Raw genomic sequence first — 13,987 nt, 5'->3', positions numbered from 1 at the left:
CGTTAGGAACATATTTGAAGACTGTTAATTGTCACCGAGATTAATCCAGTAATAAGGCCGATTTACAACATGGATGATGTGCCCCTTCTGCCGCAGATAAGCTATAAACTGATTTTCGTACTCTTCTAGATCTTCATTAAATTCCTCATTGTTTTGAAAATCCTCTTCGAGGATACTTATCAAATCAGGTTCGATGTTCGTGTTCAGGTAGGCTTTGTTTCCATTTTCATCATCTAAGAGGTCATACCAATACTCTTGAATTACCATAGAAAATCCCCTCCTTTAAACATATTGCTTCGTGTGCCTGAGCTCCACGTGATAAATAATTCAAACAGCTCCTCGATCTCTTCTTCTGCATCTTCCCATCCATACATGACTTCCCATGAGATGGAACCATCTGAATCGAGCATAATCCGCACATTGCTTTTGTAATTATCCTCGTCCCGATAAGTAGCATTATAATAAAACTCCATGATCTCAGGATCCGGCTGCATGATGTCTTCTTGTACAAAATCAAAATGATTGAGCTCTACATAAGCTTTTGTGAAAATAATAAAATCCTCAAGTGAAAAATACTGATTCATAATTCCATCTCCATTCGTCTTAGGGATACTTTGAGCAGTAAATCTGACAGACGACGGCACTAAGCTTTTAATAGACTGGATTAGCTTTGACCAGATGCAAACTGCAGCTCTCTTTCATACTCAATGAGAATTGCCTCATTATGAAGATCAGTGAGTAAATCTCCATGTTTTTGCTTAACTTGATTCCAACTGCATTCCTCTCTCATCGTCATTTCAAAAAGAAGAAGCAGCTGCGCAGTATCGTTCACCTTGCTTGGGTCGTCTTCTTCAGATGCCTTCTCCAGAATGATGTGCAAATCTTTAAAAAACTCTTTTAAACTCTCCATGAAATACTCCCCTTTGCATGTATTGTTGTTTTCTCCCGCCGCCTGATGAAGAAATATCACGCAAAAGGTGAAAGGCTGCCGTGGGGTTGCGCCCGCAACGCGGAGTGTAACCTCGTGGCTGCCCGGCAGTGTCAAGGGTTAGAGTCTCTTGGTGGCGCATGCCATCTAGATACTCTTACTCGCGAAGCCCTTGATACTGTTGCTTGGCGTGATATGCCGAAGTCAGGCGGCACCCATATCGTCATATCAGAGCTTTCCGTTTGGAAAGCCACCATTTGCAGCGCACAGCTGCTACTCATAATCAAAAGCCGGCAGTGGCCGGGTATCCATTTACCCATACAAAAAAGGCCGATCCACTTACGATCAGCCTGGAGCTTCTGATATATAACGCCCGAGCGAAGATCATGCCTGTACGCCAGATCTTCTAAGAAAATTGGCCACTATACGAATGCCTTTCGATGTTGAATGTTGAACCGTTCAATGGCTTCTCGAATGACTTTCGCAATTGCCCTGGCCAGCTGGTAAGGTACTCCGTTGGCCACTTGTTGCTGTCTAGCATTCAGAGACCCGCAGAAAGAAAAACTATCAGGTAGGCCTTGAATTCTCGCACATTCCCGAACACTCAAGATTCTATCCTCTTCCGGATGAAGAATCATGGATTTCCGTGGGTTGACGATTGTAATGGAAGGTTTGTCCCACTCTAAGCGTTTGTACATGTTTGAATGTGTTCCCTTCGGCCGGATCTCAGCTGGAATATTCGCAACATTGCCACCAGCTGGTACACTCCGAATACGTTCTAACGTAATCGGCTTCGGCTTAGAAATATCCTGCTGATTTTTTGTAGAGGGCAATAAGTTCCGAAAAGCATCCCTAACCGTTTGGTATAGCCGCATAGGAACAGATGGCTTGGGAAGATCGATGCGGCCAATCTTACTCCCAATCAAGATACATCTTTCTCTAACTTGCGGAGCTCCAAAATCAGCGGCATTCAATACGCCGTATGTAATTTCAAAATCAGATAATGAATTCCTGATTTCATCGATATATACCCCGCCACCCTCCGTAAGGATCTGGGGCACATTCTCTATTGCAAAAACCTTGCAGTTTGGATTCATCTTAATCGCGTTGACATAGGAAGAGGTAAGTAAATTATTTGGATTATCAACTGCTTTATTGATGCGATTCGTATTTGAGAGCCCTTGGCATGGGGTGCCTGCAATCATAACCGGTGATGTATATCGTTTAGGATCAACCATACGAATGTCTTCTGAGAGGACATGGTTTCCGATATTCGCCCGATATGAATTTGCGGCGTCTGCATCCAATTCAACAGCCAATGAAAAATCAAATCCTTCTTGAAGAAAACCGTAATCCATAAGGCCAGCACCCGAGAAAAAGCTATCAACAGCTAAAGCTATGCCAGCATGCTTAATTGCATCTTTAATATAGCTAACGGATGAGGATTGGTGCTCCTGGATCTCCTCTTCAAAAAAGAAAAGGTAAGCTGTTCATATCCCCCAACAGCCTTTTCCAGTTCATTTCTCGACATAACAGCTATGGCCGTCTGCTTAACCTGTAAAAGCTGTGTAATATCACAAACTTTTCGAGAAAGCTTACTATTCCTTTGAGAATGTTGAAGCCCCGTATCTTCACACTCCTCAAAACCTCTTACAATGATCTCATCCTCATAAATTTCAATCTGTAGATAGTCGCATTCATGAAAGACGGCCAATGCTTGTTTGTTCCGGATATCAAGTACTGGTTTCATTCCATCACGTATCGATCGTTTTGATACGGTGTTCCCATCTTGAGCTTGCAAGATGATCAACTTTTTTGCTTTTCGATCAACTACGTATCTAAAGTGCGTCCCTGGCTGAAAAACAGTCTCCTTCAGCTGAAGATCTTGAATATATAGTCCTCTTGGGGAGTTTTTTGCACGGCGACTTTTAATGACTTTTGAGAATAAAGACTTCATCATTGCAACCCCTCCTGTAAGCTCATGCGGCCGATCAACTTGCCGCTGGCACAAGCACACCGCAAAGATTTAGCCCCACCAAGGTTCCGCTAGGCGCGCATGCGCGGCGCCGGAACGGTGGGCCTCTTTCGTCAAGAGGAAACTGTTCACAGGCAAACTCTTGACGAAAGGGTATCTTGTGGTACGCTTTGCCGGTGCGGCATGTGGCCAAAAAAGGCCGCAGGCTTAATCTCAGCTGAAGCCTACCTTACTGGGGGTCTTCATATCTTCTAATAACATCCTTTTGCATGGGATCTTATTTTTGAAATGAATCGTTAATGACATCCCAGCCAGAAACAATGGCTGCACAAGATAGCGCCTTCTCAATTTTCTGAAGCGATTGAAAGAGTTCATCATCACTAATATCCGGAGGGAAATAATCACGAAGATCATCGATATGCCAGCTTGTCGGAACGACCGTGTACTCTGCTAAACACTGTCTGAAGTCGATGGAGTTGAATACTTGAGAAAACGAAATCTCTCCAGCTTCCGCTCTATGGACTTGCTGCTGCAATTTACTCATGACAGAATATACTCTCTCACGATCTGTTACCGAATAAAAATGATTAACTTGAATGCTCTTCATATTTACCAGCTCCTTCTATGTGTTCCTTACGCGCAGAACCGCACCATGGAGCGCCGGCAATGCAAGTCTGGATGATCTGATCGAAGGGATGTAAAACGGCGGATTTGGGCCGTTTTTGCGCCCGAAGTGAAGGGTTATCATCCACACGAAGTGCTTGGACTTGCATTGTATGAGGCGCGGAGTGGTAAGGTCGGAGCGTAAGGAACTCCCCCATTACCAGGAGCTCTTATAGCTGCGAAGCAGAAACACTACAATAAAGGCTTTCCGTTAGGAAAGCAGCCATGCCCTCCATCAAACAAAAAAAGACCGGCTTTTTTAGCCGATCTCTCACCACTCGCTCATATTTGCAAAAAAGTTCCCTATCGCAATGAAGAACATTGGAATTAAAACAGTAGCATGAAAAAGAAAAGAATGTGCCGAACAACAGGCGGGTAGATGAACCGTCGCTTCTAACGAATTGCATCCCGCAGCTTCTGCGGCAAAAAACCTCCCAGTACGTACGATTTACGTTTAGTAATAGTTCCTGCATCGGTTGACTTTGCTTTTATTACAGAATAGTATTTTTCATGGCCAATGTAATTAATCGTATGCGGAACATCGAATGTAGTGTTGCAGACATTAGGATCACCATACGAACGGTATGCCCAACATGGAGATGGCCGGACTGGATAAACCATGCATTCTTGTTGCTCGTTGAGTAACGGACAAGGTAGCTGAAGCGCAAAGTAGTCCGTCTTTATTTCTTCTTCATGATCAAGTATGTTTTTCATTTCATTGGTATTCCGTGGCGCTGGACCTAATGCAGCATCCAACCGATTCGCCGTATCATTAATACGTTGATTTATAGCCTTTCTTGTCTCGTAGTCGTAGTTACGCTCAATATAATTCAGAATGACCTCGACCTCAAAACCATTCACGATTATAGAATGACTACAGCAAGCAGCGCATCCTTTGCGACACGTAGACTCAATTTCGATATTAGCCTCGGTCTTGTCAATTAGACTGGACATATCCTCGACAAGAGAAGCATACTCGCGAAATTTAACTTTCCCACCCGAAAATGGCTTCGGCGCGCGTTCTTTTGCATATTTGGAGAGAACAACACCTGACTCACGCTCTAATGTTTCAATTTTTTCAGTATCTAGAGACATTGAATTTCCTCCCTGATCAAACTAAGTTGTTTAATGCATCCGTTATTAGTATTTCGTTGTTGATCTCAACTAAAATACAGTACCCATTTTTATAGGATATATTGTACGCTGGTCGTCTTTCATCACTTTCATCAGTGATACCGTGAAGATTTTCAAACGGTATCGCAAAATAGTATCTTTCTCGCTGATCTGCCACAACAATACCTGATTCTCCAATGTTTAGTTTTGCATTTGGTATATACGAAATAAAGTGAAATGTTCCAGGATCGGAAGACTCTAAAGTTCCCTCGAAGCTATTACCTTCATGTTTCTTTAGCAGCATTACAAGCTTTTCCTTAAGCTCGTCGGGACTTTCATCAACCGTCTTAAAATACAGATTAAATTCCGACTTTTCTTGATTTAAAGGTTCACTTTTTTCAATGGCTACCTTCCCAAGATCCGCATTATTAATTTCCTTTTGACTACTGAATGTCTTAACAAATTTATCATCAATGTACACGTGTATTTCCATAAAAATCGCTCCCTCTCTATAAGTGAAAATTACTTATTGCCTGATGAATAATATCCTGGTTGATTCCTATGTATCTCATGGTGATGGATGGTGAGCTGTGGTTGAATATCTGTTGTAGTATTGCTCGTGAGCGCTATAGTTTTTCTTCAGGGATAATGAAGGTATATTCAAATTTTATTCGTTATTATAGTTGTAATTCTACTACCACTTGCAACTTCAAATTACGTATCTTCACGATCTAAAGCAGTTGCTGCCCGTTTAAATTTAATGTTATCGTTGGACAAATAAGTAACATGTCTCTCACGTTTGATCCAAATTCCGTCACGTGCCATTTGTTCCACGTTACCAAGCGGAATTTGCTTGGCAACGGTATTTAAAAAATCCGATGTAGGGTCAATAATTTCACCAATCAAACGATGCCCCTCATTTGTCATAAACATTAATCGTTTTGTTCTGCTCATATAAAACAACCTCCATTTATTAAGTTTTCTTACGCTCTCTGAAGAAAACAAGGTAGGCACCTAACCAAGAAAGTATCAGGAGCAATGTTCCCCATTCATAAAATTGGGGGTAAAAGGTGATTAGCCACGGAATAAAAAGCAGCGCTGATAATAAGACACACCATTAAAAAAGACTCTTATTCTTCATTCATGTACCCTCCTATTCAAAATGGTGTTCACACTGCTTGTTCAATATATTTAGATTTGAAGAATACTTTGTATCCTTCGTCTCTAGCTTCAAATATGAAATTTACTCCGTACTGAAGCTGTTCAATTCTATCATTTAGGTCCATGTCTTCTTCTTGGCTAGTTCTCTCAAATTCTTCTGCAAGGTATTTTGCGAGATATGGCAGTTCATCTATTTCGATATTACATTTTTCAAAAACGTCATGAATGAGCCGGTCGTCGCCAATAACCACATAATATTTACTGTATTCTTCGATTACTTTCTTGAATTTCTCTTGCATATAACGCCCCCCCTAAAGTATCCACTTTCATAAATGAAATTCACTTTATTACATAAGAAGTCAGAACAAGAGAACCTATCACTAAAGCTGTTATAATGATACACCACTTCAAACTCGGTCCAGGTAGATCAATTAACTCATTAATACCATCTTTTAATCTCTTTATCATTTATGAACACTTCCTATTAATATGTTCTCATCCGTCTAAAGTCTCAGCTCCCCTGATAACGTCCTTCCTCCTTCCGTTTGGGTACTCCTTCACTTCCAATATGAGTGGCCTATCAATTGTTCTATTTTCGTCCATTCGTAATGACATCCCCACTCCTATAAGTAAAATGAGGTTATTTCTTATTAAATTGAATTACCTTATGTTGTTGCTTACTGGTTCTTGTAATGTACTTATTGAAGAAACCCGCATCAATTCCCGTCATTTGATGAAAGAAGGTTACTTCAACCTTCCAATCGTTCTCGATCATCCGACCGATATCTACAAGTCCCTTCTTTGACACGCGTTTTGTAAGGAGCATCCTTTCTTTGACGTTAAACTTCCCTATCGTTTGGCCATTGATCTTCGTCACCATAGCTATTACGGCCCCATTAGCCATTTCAACACTTGAGTTATAATTATTCGCTAAGTGGCTTAATCTGACTTACTAAGTACATTAAGAATAAAGCGATTGCAATTAGAGATCCAATACTCACAATTAAAGCTAGTAAATAGGCTAATTCACGATTTTTTATTTCTCTTTCTTTGTTTAACCAATCCCAAAAAACCTTTAATATACGAACCACTCCCTTACGAGACTCATTGATTATCATATCACCCAAACCTCAAAACAACTTAATATTCAGTAGGTGTTCATTTTCGGGTCCACACTGGCTTATAGATCCATCTCCAAGAAACTACCATAATGATCCATGTCGCAAAGACCAATCCGAAAATAACAAGTGATTTCTCGAATAATGCAAGTGAACTAAATTGCGATAAATCAGCCAGCGAGATAATTTGATAGAACATAAAAATTACTATGAAAGGGTAGATAATCGTTATAAACTTCCCCATAAGTCCCTCCATACAACTAAATATTCAAAATGTTACTTGAAGTGTTTTAGCGTAATTTCATTGACTGTTAAGGCCATGTGTCCTTCCGGTCGTTTTGCGCCATCACGCATAAACAAATTCATGTCAATAAAAGGAATGAAAGACTCGTTTTCTGGATCGCGATCGAACTCTACCCAAATTCCATTTTCCTCATGCACGCTCCCTGTATGTTTCTGGTGAAGCTCATGCAGCGCAGCCAGTATGCAGCTGCGTGATCTATTTGAGTAAAGCTACGCCAGATCAATTATAAACCGATCTCGGCGAATCTCCAGCGCTTGAACGAACAGCTTATATACTTCGTCTCCAGCATTTCCAAGCCATTCCGTGAAGTTGAAATAATGATGGCTTCCGGTATACAATTCTACAGCTGCACGAACCAATCCCCGATATGAGCTAGACAGTTGCCCGACAATTTCCGATTCGGTCCAATAACCGTTTTCGTCGTCATCATCTTTGCCGATCCATTCTCCCCAATACCAACCAATCGGCCCGTCAGAATTTTCCCATTTGATACGGTAATAAATTTCCGGATGTGCAGCGACGTAGCAAGCAGCCGCGTATTCCGGATTTTTGTGAGCGCTGAATCGTTCGACAAGGTGAGCGAAATTTTCGCCGTGTTCCTTCGTGGAAAACCAAATGTGCCCCAACGTAATTCCATTTCGGGTAGGCTGGCCAGACACTTCTTTTTCAGTCTTCATTTGCTTTCTAAGATCCATCGTGACACACGCTCCTAAAGGTAAATTGATATTCAATAAGTTACTTTTTACTTAGAATCCATGTTTCGTGTCTTCATTCTGTATCGTTCTTCTTCCAAAACAATAGATAAAGTAAAGAACTAAATATAATCAACAGGAGGCAAAGTGATATTCCTGCAATTGGATGATCATACCAAACATCTAGTCCTGAAGAAGATGCCCAAACTGGCCAATATAGTAGCATTATGACGAACATACCAACTATACTGCAAGAAACAGTGAAGTAATAATACTTCACTGGAAAACCGTTGACTACTACCTGCGATTCTTCTTGAGCTTTATCCCTTTGATTCATCTATTGAACTATCTCCTTCATGAATATTTATTATCAATTTATCTCGATTTCTGTTCGTTCAATCTTGGACGGAATGGCCTCTTTTTACGGAAAAGATGAAGCTCGTTTTTAGGCTTCTTTCTCCCCCCCAAGTACGATGTTATTCGTATGGATGATTCAAACCAACGTATCTTTTTCATGAACTGAATTTCACTTCTATATAGCTCCCTGCGTGTATAGATTACCTCCCCCCTCATGCCCAAGGGTTATACTAGAATTCTCCTCCTCTTGGTTAATTCAAGATTACAAAGATAACTGATCATGTGCTTCTGTTACTTCCCTTATTGCAGTCTCATGCTCGGTGAGCGTGAGATTTTTCCGTTTAGTCTTGTAGACTCTAAGAAGATAGTCAATCACTTGTGACTCACTTTTCATATTCAACTGACTCTTTAAATGAACCAATTCATCCTTAACATGAGGCATGACTTTGATATTCTTTCGGTTGTCCATAAATACCCTACCTATCATTCCATATTTATCCTGTATCCATTATACCATCAAATGGATACATAAACCAACGAAATGTATCCATTTATTCACTATTTATTCCTTCGATTGATTTCTGTAGAGCAGCTATGTTTTGATGACCACCATTTCTGAACTCCGAAAGATTCTTTGAGCATCCTTTTCAGCGTGTAGTAAGTTTTACTATTGGTGAACTACCCACCACTTAAAACCTAACGGTTTTTGAAGTTAGGGCTTCTAGGGTTCTAATGAACCCATTTAAGAAGTTTGACTGCTAGGCAATCCTTATTCTTATAGGCGTGTCCACTTCGCCTCTATCGTATAGTCCACTTAAGGACACAACGTTACTTTTACGTAGGATGTTCAATGCACCATTCACATCTGCATTAAGAGTCGTTCCTGCTGAAGTTTGGTATAACCCACGCTTAATACGACTACCGCTAAATTCATAGTCTACTGGATCATCAGCATTATAGGTCGGCATGATGTCTTTATCGAAAAAGCTTGCTTTACTGGTATAGCTTTCCTCTTGTTTGACGAAAGTAATGCCGTAAAGCTGACAGAGATATTTCAACTTTTGATGTAGCTTTCCAAATGGAATATTGACAAAGTTCTGATTGTTGACTTTCCCAATATTACTGTTGCGTTGAAATGTTTCATTGTAGCCAAGCACAAGTGTGCCAATATCATGCTCCAAGCAATAGTTAATGATGTAACGAGCAGATTTTGCCATATAGTCATTAACTTTATTGTTTCTGTCACAAGCAATCGCATTTTGGCGTTTGGTGGTTCGCTTGCCAAACCTTTGTTTATCCTTAATGCTTTGAAGTCGTGAATTTTGCTTATTGAACCATTGATTAATTGATTTCAATCTACGTCCGTCAATGATGAAACTTTCGCCAGTTGAAGAAACACAGGTTGCAAGATTGTTAATTCCCAAGTCTACTGCTAGTGCTTTCTTTTTATTAAGATTTCTTTGTTCTTCCTGTACCTCGTAGGTGTACTGGATCTCAAAGAACCTAGCATTTGCTTTTGGTATAATGCGAATCTCCTTAATCTTCTTGTCTAAGAGGATTGGTGGAATCGTTATCACAACCTTAGAGTGTTCTTTCTTGAATTGATTCGAGTATGGTAACACAAGTTTATTGCCGTTCAAACGAACGAAACCAATGACAAGTGTCGTGTACCCATCCTTCGGAAGATAATGTGGAAGCTGAACATCTTTAATGTTATATTTCCCTTTCTTAGCTAACTTCAATAGTCCAAAGAAACTCTTAAAAGAACCGTCTACTTCCTTCAAAATCTGTTGAGCCATGTTTGAGTTCAACGTTTTGTAGTTGGGACTATTCTTTAAAAGAGCATAGTTCTTCTGATAGTTTAGATATTCACCTTCTTGGAAGTAATACTGACGTACATTGTATAATGCTTCATTGGCTAAATTTTTTGCCACATGAGCCAACTTACGAATGCTTACGTAATCCTTCTTAGAAAGATGTTTCACTTGTTGTTTGACTGTTAGAAACATGCTATTCCCACCTCTCTTTCTAAGGTTAATTATATAAGAATTAGACAACACATTTGGCTCTACGAGCCAACGGCATTCATCTCGCCACTGAGTTTTCAGTAGGAGTCTTCTGCCGAATGTGATAAAACTTCTAGGAACAATTAATTAGCTTCGTTTTTGTTGATGTCCCACATGTACCAGATTGCGCTTACGATTGAGAGACCAATCATAACGTACCCCATTGTTCTCAGTACCTCATAAAATTGAATGTAATCCATAGATAATTCACCCTCCAGAATGATATAATGAGGGGGCATGGGTCTCGACAATTCATGCCCCAGTCATCTGTGATTCAACAGATGACTTTTTCGTGCCATTTAGTCCATATATCCGTTTCGGCAAGTTGGACAAATACCCGAAACCTCTAACTCTTTACCTTCCCGAGTCATTTCCAACCCTTTATTTCTTGCTTCTTCTTCAGTGCTGCACATTACGAAGTCATATTCACATCCACCGACGGAACAAATGCGTGTTGGCACCCCCCAGCGATCTTCTCCAGGAAAATGAAATGGAAGAAAGCCTGATTCATCTTCATAATCAAGATCTGGGTCTACAAATTTAGTAAATGTCCCCTCCAGCATTTTAAAAGAGAACTCCTCTTCGGAAGAAACAAGAGAAAGGATGCTACTTTCATCATTTGTGATCAAAATTTGAGAATTGAAGGCAGCATAGTAGATGGGCAAATCAATCTCAACCTCACAAAGAGGGTCATTTTGCACTATACAGTACTCTTCTAAATCTTCAGGAGACCAAAATTTCACGTCTACTCGTACCCCATTAATTTCAATTGAACCGTGATCGTAGATCCAATACGCTTCTTGAATCTGTGTAATCGCTGCTTCTCTAATCATGCGCCTTACCTCCATCAGTATTTCCGGGGCAAAGAGCCCCGGATCGAAGATTATATATTGTTCCATATCCGTCCATTCGATGTGAATTCGACCCGAAAGATGTGAAACTTGTGCCTTCCCCACTTCTCGGTTTCGACGAAAGTGATTCTGCATAGGACTGTTCCAAAATCCCCTGTCGAACTCTCCAGCCGATAATAATGACGATGATGATAACCAGGACGACGGTGAATGGATACAATCTTGTCAAACGCAGGTGGCATATATTCTTGAAGGTGTTCCTTCAGGTTTTGTTCATTGAATTTCGATTTTCTTGGTATGTATAGCATTGGGTATCGACTCCTTTGCTTTTTCGTATTTAGAACCCCGCATGGCAGGAATCCCGAAAGGGCGTTTTTTCGCCCTTTTGACGCGTAGCTTGGAACCAAGAGTTTAGCTGTGGCGTCAAGGATTAAGCACAAAAAATATTTTCTTCCTGATGAAATCAGAGATCATAGAAAATATTTTTTTGCCCTTGACGGCGCAGCTGCAGCACTTATTACAAAACGTGAGAGGGCAGGCTCCGGCGCGTTTTGTAATTAGTGCTGCTACTCTTGGTACCATGCGGGGGGCAAAAGGCGAAAAAGCCTGTCTGATCAAGAGAACCGGTACGGTTCTATCCATGCCTCTTTATAAAAGCAGCCCGGCACTGGCCGGGCTTCCTCGGTTTCGAAATAAAAGGGGCCTGGTTTACTCTCGATCCTTTCCCATGCCACCGGGGACCCGCGATTGCGAAGCCTTCAGGCGCAGCAAAAAAGCCCAATGGAACAGCGGTGTTCTTCCGCTGGTCGCTTGGGCTTTTAGTGGGTGGTGGGGTTTCATGGCATTGTAAGATTGAAAACACATGCCTTTCGGTGTTATCATAAGAACAAACGTTCTACTTTGTGAGGTGCTATGATGCCCGCTGCTACAGCAACAACGGAAGAACTCGAAATGATTAAATCCTATATAATCGTACCCATGATCCTAACAGCATTCGAACGGGATTTAAAAGTCATTGAACAATCAATGAAGAACCCTGGTCCATATCAGGATGTCATAAAGGGAGCAATGGATCGCGCTTCTCTACTTCTTTATGAAATACGCCGCGAGTTTCGTAAACGTGGCATAAAGGTATTTGACACCCGCCAAGACAATTTAGGTGTCAGAGCCGACTACAAGTGCAGGGGTTACGAAGGAACATTATACATGCTGCGATCATTAATTAGAGCAGAAGCCAATGTTCGGATGCGTGCATACATGGGACTCGACGTTAGTAATATGCAAAGATCGGCCGATTAGGGCCTACTCCAAAACTTTCATGAAAAAGGAACCTGAAAACAATCAGGTTCCCCACTCTTTACTCATATCCATCATTCAGTAGTATGTTGAGAATAACAACATACCGATCTTCCCCAACCGCAATAACTTGATGAACAACTACCGTATAAATAGGCTGTTCATAATCCTTCATCAGCTCACGAACGACCTCGGCCAACTTCAATGCTAACGGCCCCGAAACTTCCCGATATTCCTGTGCAATGATTTTCATCGTAATTCCCCTCTCATGATATATCCCAAATATAACAACAAAACAAAGAACATCCTATCCCCTATATCAATCAGGATTTTCCGAAACTATCTGACAAAAGAAATACGTCCCTTCTCAACCGAGAATGAAATACAAGAATCAAACTGCATGGAGATTCTCAAAAAGAAAGATGTCTTTCAGTAATGAACGGCATCTTCAATTTCTCCAGTATCGACAATATGATCACAAATCCCCATTGACTCGAAGAGTTCAGTTTGCGGGACAAGTCCAAGATCGTCTAAAGCTCTTAGTAACTGCTCATTCAAAATAGAGCGAATAGCGAGTCTTTCATACGCCTCACTCAATTTTTTTACAACCTCTATCTCCTCATGTGTCAATCTCATCTGAACTCAGCTCCCCCAAGAGTTTTTTCAATAACGAATACAAATTATGATTTTCTCCTCCAAGCGATTCCATCCTCACATGGTTCCCAATTATGAAGAGCTACCCGTATTGTCCACGGTGAGGCAACAATCTTCTCCATACGCGCATAATCTTCCGAAGCCATCATTCGAATTGCATCATTAAAGCGCCGTCTCAAACCACCGGGAACACGCTCTCCCCCATAAGCTTTGACTTGAACCAACAATTCGTTATATTGTGCGAATCCTTTCTCGAAAGGACTTAACGAAGCCGATGCGTTACATTGCATAATTGCTTTTCTCTTATTCGGTGAAACGACTACCGCATTGTTTACCTGGTACACTGTCAAGTCGGGTTCTTCTATTTGTTTATTAGTCATTTGTTCACGCTCTCCTTCGCATTTTCGAATTTGGAATCCGCATGGCCGGAACCCCGGAAGGGCGTTTTTTCGCCCTTTTGACGCGTAGCTTGGAACCAAGAAGTTAGCTGTGCAGTCAAGGATTAAGCACAAAAATATTTTCTTCCTGATGAAATATGATCATAGAAAGAAAATATTTTTTGCCCTTGATGGTGCAACTGCAGCACTTATTACAAAACGTGAGAGGGCAGGCTCCGGCGCGTTTTGTTATTAGTGCTGCTACTCTTGGTACCATGCGGGGGCAAAAGGCGAAAAAGTCAGTCTAATCAAGAGAACCGGTAAGGTTCTGTCCATGCCTCTTTATAAAAGTAGCCCGGCACTGGCCGGGCTTCCTCCTTTGATTATTTTCGCACGCCACCGGGGACCCGCGGTTGCGAAGCCGACAGGCGC

Annotated in this window: 21 protein-coding genes; 1 reads left to right on the top strand and 20 read right to left on the bottom strand. The window is 41.2% G+C overall.

Annotation, left to right across the window (positions count from 1 at the left end; translation table 11 throughout):
* Window positions 1–24 precede the first annotated feature (24 nt).
* The 17 genes from PAV_RS31490 to PAV_RS31405 all read right to left on the bottom strand — a co-directional run bounded on the left by PAV_RS31490 (window position 25) and on the right by PAV_RS31405 (window position 11,210).
* Entirely contained in the window at window positions 25–267 is a 243-nt protein-coding gene (locus PAV_RS31490; protein WP_005552609.1) for a hypothetical protein, read from the bottom strand.
* Window positions 261–584: a hypothetical protein gene (locus PAV_RS31485; protein WP_005552608.1), complete on the bottom strand. Its 324-nt coding sequence runs from the start codon at window positions 582–584 to the stop codon at window positions 261–263. The genes PAV_RS31490 and PAV_RS31485 overlap by 7 nt, the downstream gene beginning before the upstream one ends.
* Window positions 585–664: 80 nt before the next feature.
* Window positions 665–910, bottom strand: coding sequence for a hypothetical protein (locus PAV_RS34125; RefSeq protein WP_005552607.1), 246 nt, complete (start codon window positions 908–910; stop codon window positions 665–667).
* A gap of 440 nt (window positions 911–1,350) precedes the next feature.
* Complete coding sequence (locus PAV_RS36750; protein ID WP_081505880.1) at window positions 1,351–2,286, bottom strand: DNA cytosine methyltransferase; 936 nt, start codon at window positions 2,284–2,286, stop codon at window positions 1,351–1,353.
* Window positions 2,287–2,324: 38 nt separating this feature from the next.
* Complete coding sequence (locus PAV_RS36745; protein ID WP_005552603.1) at window positions 2,325–2,888, bottom strand: hypothetical protein; 564 nt, start codon at window positions 2,886–2,888, stop codon at window positions 2,325–2,327.
* Window positions 2,889–3,180: 292 nt separating this feature from the next.
* The gene (locus tag PAV_RS31470) at window positions 3,181–3,510 is read right to left on the bottom strand and encodes a hypothetical protein (protein WP_005552601.1); all 330 of its coding nucleotides are present in this window, start codon (window positions 3,508–3,510) and stop codon (window positions 3,181–3,183) included.
* Between the two features lie 449 nt (window positions 3,511–3,959).
* Window positions 3,960–4,661 (bottom strand): YkgJ family cysteine cluster protein, encoded by a 702-nt coding sequence (locus PAV_RS31465; RefSeq protein ID WP_005552598.1) that lies wholly within the window; start codon window positions 4,659–4,661, stop codon window positions 3,960–3,962.
* Window positions 4,662–4,677: 16 nt separating this feature from the next.
* Window positions 4,678–5,172, bottom strand: coding sequence for a hypothetical protein (locus PAV_RS31460; protein WP_005552596.1), 495 nt, complete (start codon window positions 5,170–5,172; stop codon window positions 4,678–4,680).
* 221 nt (window positions 5,173–5,393) lie between these two features.
* The gene (locus PAV_RS31455) at window positions 5,394–5,633 is read right to left on the bottom strand and encodes a hypothetical protein (RefSeq protein WP_005552594.1); all 240 of its coding nucleotides are present in this window, start codon (window positions 5,631–5,633) and stop codon (window positions 5,394–5,396) included.
* Between the two features lie 215 nt (window positions 5,634–5,848).
* Entirely contained in the window at window positions 5,849–6,139 is a 291-nt protein-coding gene (locus PAV_RS31450; protein ID WP_005552593.1) for a hypothetical protein, read from the bottom strand.
* A gap of 341 nt (window positions 6,140–6,480) precedes the next feature.
* A complete protein-coding gene (locus tag PAV_RS31445; protein WP_040737476.1) occupies window positions 6,481–6,720 on the bottom strand; it encodes a hypothetical protein in 240 nt (79 codons plus the stop codon).
* Window positions 6,721–6,763: 43 nt separating this feature from the next.
* Window positions 6,764–6,958 (bottom strand): hypothetical protein, encoded by a 195-nt coding sequence (locus tag PAV_RS31440; RefSeq protein WP_005552589.1) that lies wholly within the window; start codon window positions 6,956–6,958, stop codon window positions 6,764–6,766.
* Between the two features lie 40 nt (window positions 6,959–6,998).
* Window positions 6,999–7,202 carry a hypothetical protein gene (locus PAV_RS31435; RefSeq protein ID WP_005552588.1) on the bottom strand — a complete coding sequence of 68 codons (204 nt, stop codon included), beginning with the start codon at window positions 7,200–7,202 and terminating at the stop codon, window positions 6,999–7,001.
* A gap of 269 nt (window positions 7,203–7,471) precedes the next feature.
* Window positions 7,472–7,957: a hypothetical protein gene (locus PAV_RS31430; protein WP_005552587.1), complete on the bottom strand. Its 486-nt coding sequence runs from the start codon at window positions 7,955–7,957 to the stop codon at window positions 7,472–7,474.
* A 616-nt stretch (window positions 7,958–8,573) separates the two neighbouring features.
* Entirely contained in the window at window positions 8,574–8,780 is a 207-nt protein-coding gene (locus PAV_RS31415) for a hypothetical protein (RefSeq protein ID WP_157267448.1), read from the bottom strand.
* 289 nt (window positions 8,781–9,069) lie between these two features.
* On the bottom strand, window positions 9,070–10,320 hold the full coding sequence (locus PAV_RS31410) for an RNA-guided endonuclease InsQ/TnpB family protein (protein WP_005552584.1): 1,251 nt from the start codon (window positions 10,318–10,320) through the stop codon (window positions 9,070–9,072).
* A gap of 356 nt (window positions 10,321–10,676) precedes the next feature.
* Window positions 10,677–11,210, bottom strand: coding sequence for a hypothetical protein (locus PAV_RS31405; protein ID WP_005552582.1), 534 nt, complete (start codon window positions 11,208–11,210; stop codon window positions 10,677–10,679).
* A 930-nt stretch (window positions 11,211–12,140) separates the two neighbouring features.
* Between PAV_RS31405 and PAV_RS31390 the strand changes: the two genes are divergently transcribed.
* The gene (locus tag PAV_RS31390) at window positions 12,141–12,527 is read left to right on the top strand and encodes a YhjD family protein (protein ID WP_476638851.1); all 387 of its coding nucleotides are present in this window, start codon (window positions 12,141–12,143) and stop codon (window positions 12,525–12,527) included.
* A 58-nt stretch (window positions 12,528–12,585) separates the two neighbouring features.
* Here PAV_RS31390 and PAV_RS31385 read toward each other — a convergent pair whose 3' ends face one another.
* The 3 genes from PAV_RS31385 to PAV_RS31375 all read right to left on the bottom strand — a co-directional run bounded on the left by PAV_RS31385 (window position 12,586) and on the right by PAV_RS31375 (window position 13,558).
* Window positions 12,586–12,777 (bottom strand): hypothetical protein, encoded by a 192-nt coding sequence (locus PAV_RS31385; RefSeq protein WP_005552577.1) that lies wholly within the window; start codon window positions 12,775–12,777, stop codon window positions 12,586–12,588.
* A 176-nt stretch (window positions 12,778–12,953) separates the two neighbouring features.
* Window positions 12,954–13,160, bottom strand: a complete 207-nt coding sequence (locus tag PAV_RS31380; RefSeq protein ID WP_005552576.1) for a hypothetical protein — start codon at window positions 13,158–13,160, stop codon at window positions 12,954–12,956.
* A 44-nt stretch (window positions 13,161–13,204) separates the two neighbouring features.
* On the bottom strand, window positions 13,205–13,558 hold the full coding sequence (locus PAV_RS31375) for a hypothetical protein (protein WP_005552575.1): 354 nt from the start codon (window positions 13,556–13,558) through the stop codon (window positions 13,205–13,207).
* Window positions 13,559–13,987: the final 429 nt, after the last annotated feature.

The sequence above is a fragment of the Paenibacillus alvei DSM 29 genome (assembly GCF_000293805.1).
In the GTDB taxonomy this organism is placed as follows: Bacteria; Bacillota; Bacilli; order Paenibacillales; family Paenibacillaceae; genus Paenibacillus_B; species Paenibacillus_B alvei.
The sequence above is the reverse complement of the archived record's forward strand: the minus strand, read 5'-3'. Positions and strand labels throughout refer to the sequence as shown.

Coding starts and splice junctions, on each gene's coding strand:
- PAV_RS36750 (WP_081505880.1), bottom strand. CDS start 2,286: ATGGATTACGGTTTTCTTCAAGAAGGATTTGATTTTTCATTGGCTGTT.
- PAV_RS31455 (WP_005552594.1), bottom strand. CDS start 5,633: ATGAGCAGAACAAAACGATTAATGTTTATGACAAATGAGGGGCATCGT.
- PAV_RS31380 (WP_005552576.1), bottom strand. CDS start 13,160: ATGAGATTGACACATGAGGAGATAGAGGTTGTAAAAAAATTGAGTGAG.
- PAV_RS31440 (WP_005552589.1), bottom strand. CDS start 6,958: ATGATAATCAATGAGTCTCGTAAGGGAGTGGTTCGTATATTAAAGGTT.
- PAV_RS36745 (WP_005552603.1), bottom strand. CDS start 2,888: ATGATGAAGTCTTTATTCTCAAAAGTCATTAAAAGTCGCCGTGCAAAA.
- PAV_RS31375 (WP_005552575.1), bottom strand. CDS start 13,558: ATGACTAATAAACAAATAGAAGAACCCGACTTGACAGTGTACCAGGTA.
- PAV_RS31390 (WP_476638851.1), top strand. CDS start 12,141: ATGATGCCCGCTGCTACAGCAACAACGGAAGAACTCGAAATGATTAAA.
- PAV_RS31450 (WP_005552593.1), bottom strand. CDS start 6,139: ATGCAAGAGAAATTCAAGAAAGTAATCGAAGAATACAGTAAATATTAT.
- PAV_RS31405 (WP_005552582.1), bottom strand. CDS start 11,210: ATGATTAGAGAAGCAGCGATTACACAGATTCAAGAAGCGTATTGGATC.
- PAV_RS31430 (WP_005552587.1), bottom strand. CDS start 7,957: ATGGATCTTAGAAAGCAAATGAAGACTGAAAAAGAAGTGTCTGGCCAG.
- PAV_RS31490 (WP_005552609.1), bottom strand. CDS start 267: ATGGTAATTCAAGAGTATTGGTATGACCTCTTAGATGATGAAAATGGA.
- PAV_RS31485 (WP_005552608.1), bottom strand. CDS start 584: ATGAATCAGTATTTTTCACTTGAGGATTTTATTATTTTCACAAAAGCT.
- PAV_RS31415 (WP_157267448.1), bottom strand. CDS start 8,780: ATGGACAACCGAAAGAATATCAAAGTCATGCCTCATGTTAAGGATGAA.
- PAV_RS31465 (WP_005552598.1), bottom strand. CDS start 4,661: ATGTCTCTAGATACTGAAAAAATTGAAACATTAGAGCGTGAGTCAGGT.
- PAV_RS34125 (WP_005552607.1), bottom strand. CDS start 910: ATGGAGAGTTTAAAAGAGTTTTTTAAAGATTTGCACATCATTCTGGAG.
- PAV_RS31445 (WP_040737476.1), bottom strand. CDS start 6,720: ATGGTGACGAAGATCAATGGCCAAACGATAGGGAAGTTTAACGTCAAA.
- PAV_RS31385 (WP_005552577.1), bottom strand. CDS start 12,777: ATGAAAATCATTGCACAGGAATATCGGGAAGTTTCGGGGCCGTTAGCA.
- PAV_RS31410 (WP_005552584.1), bottom strand. CDS start 10,320: ATGTTTCTAACAGTCAAACAACAAGTGAAACATCTTTCTAAGAAGGAT.
- PAV_RS31470 (WP_005552601.1), bottom strand. CDS start 3,510: ATGAAGAGCATTCAAGTTAATCATTTTTATTCGGTAACAGATCGTGAG.
- PAV_RS31460 (WP_005552596.1), bottom strand. CDS start 5,172: ATGGAAATACACGTGTACATTGATGATAAATTTGTTAAGACATTCAGT.
- PAV_RS31435 (WP_005552588.1), bottom strand. CDS start 7,202: ATGGGGAAGTTTATAACGATTATCTACCCTTTCATAGTAATTTTTATG.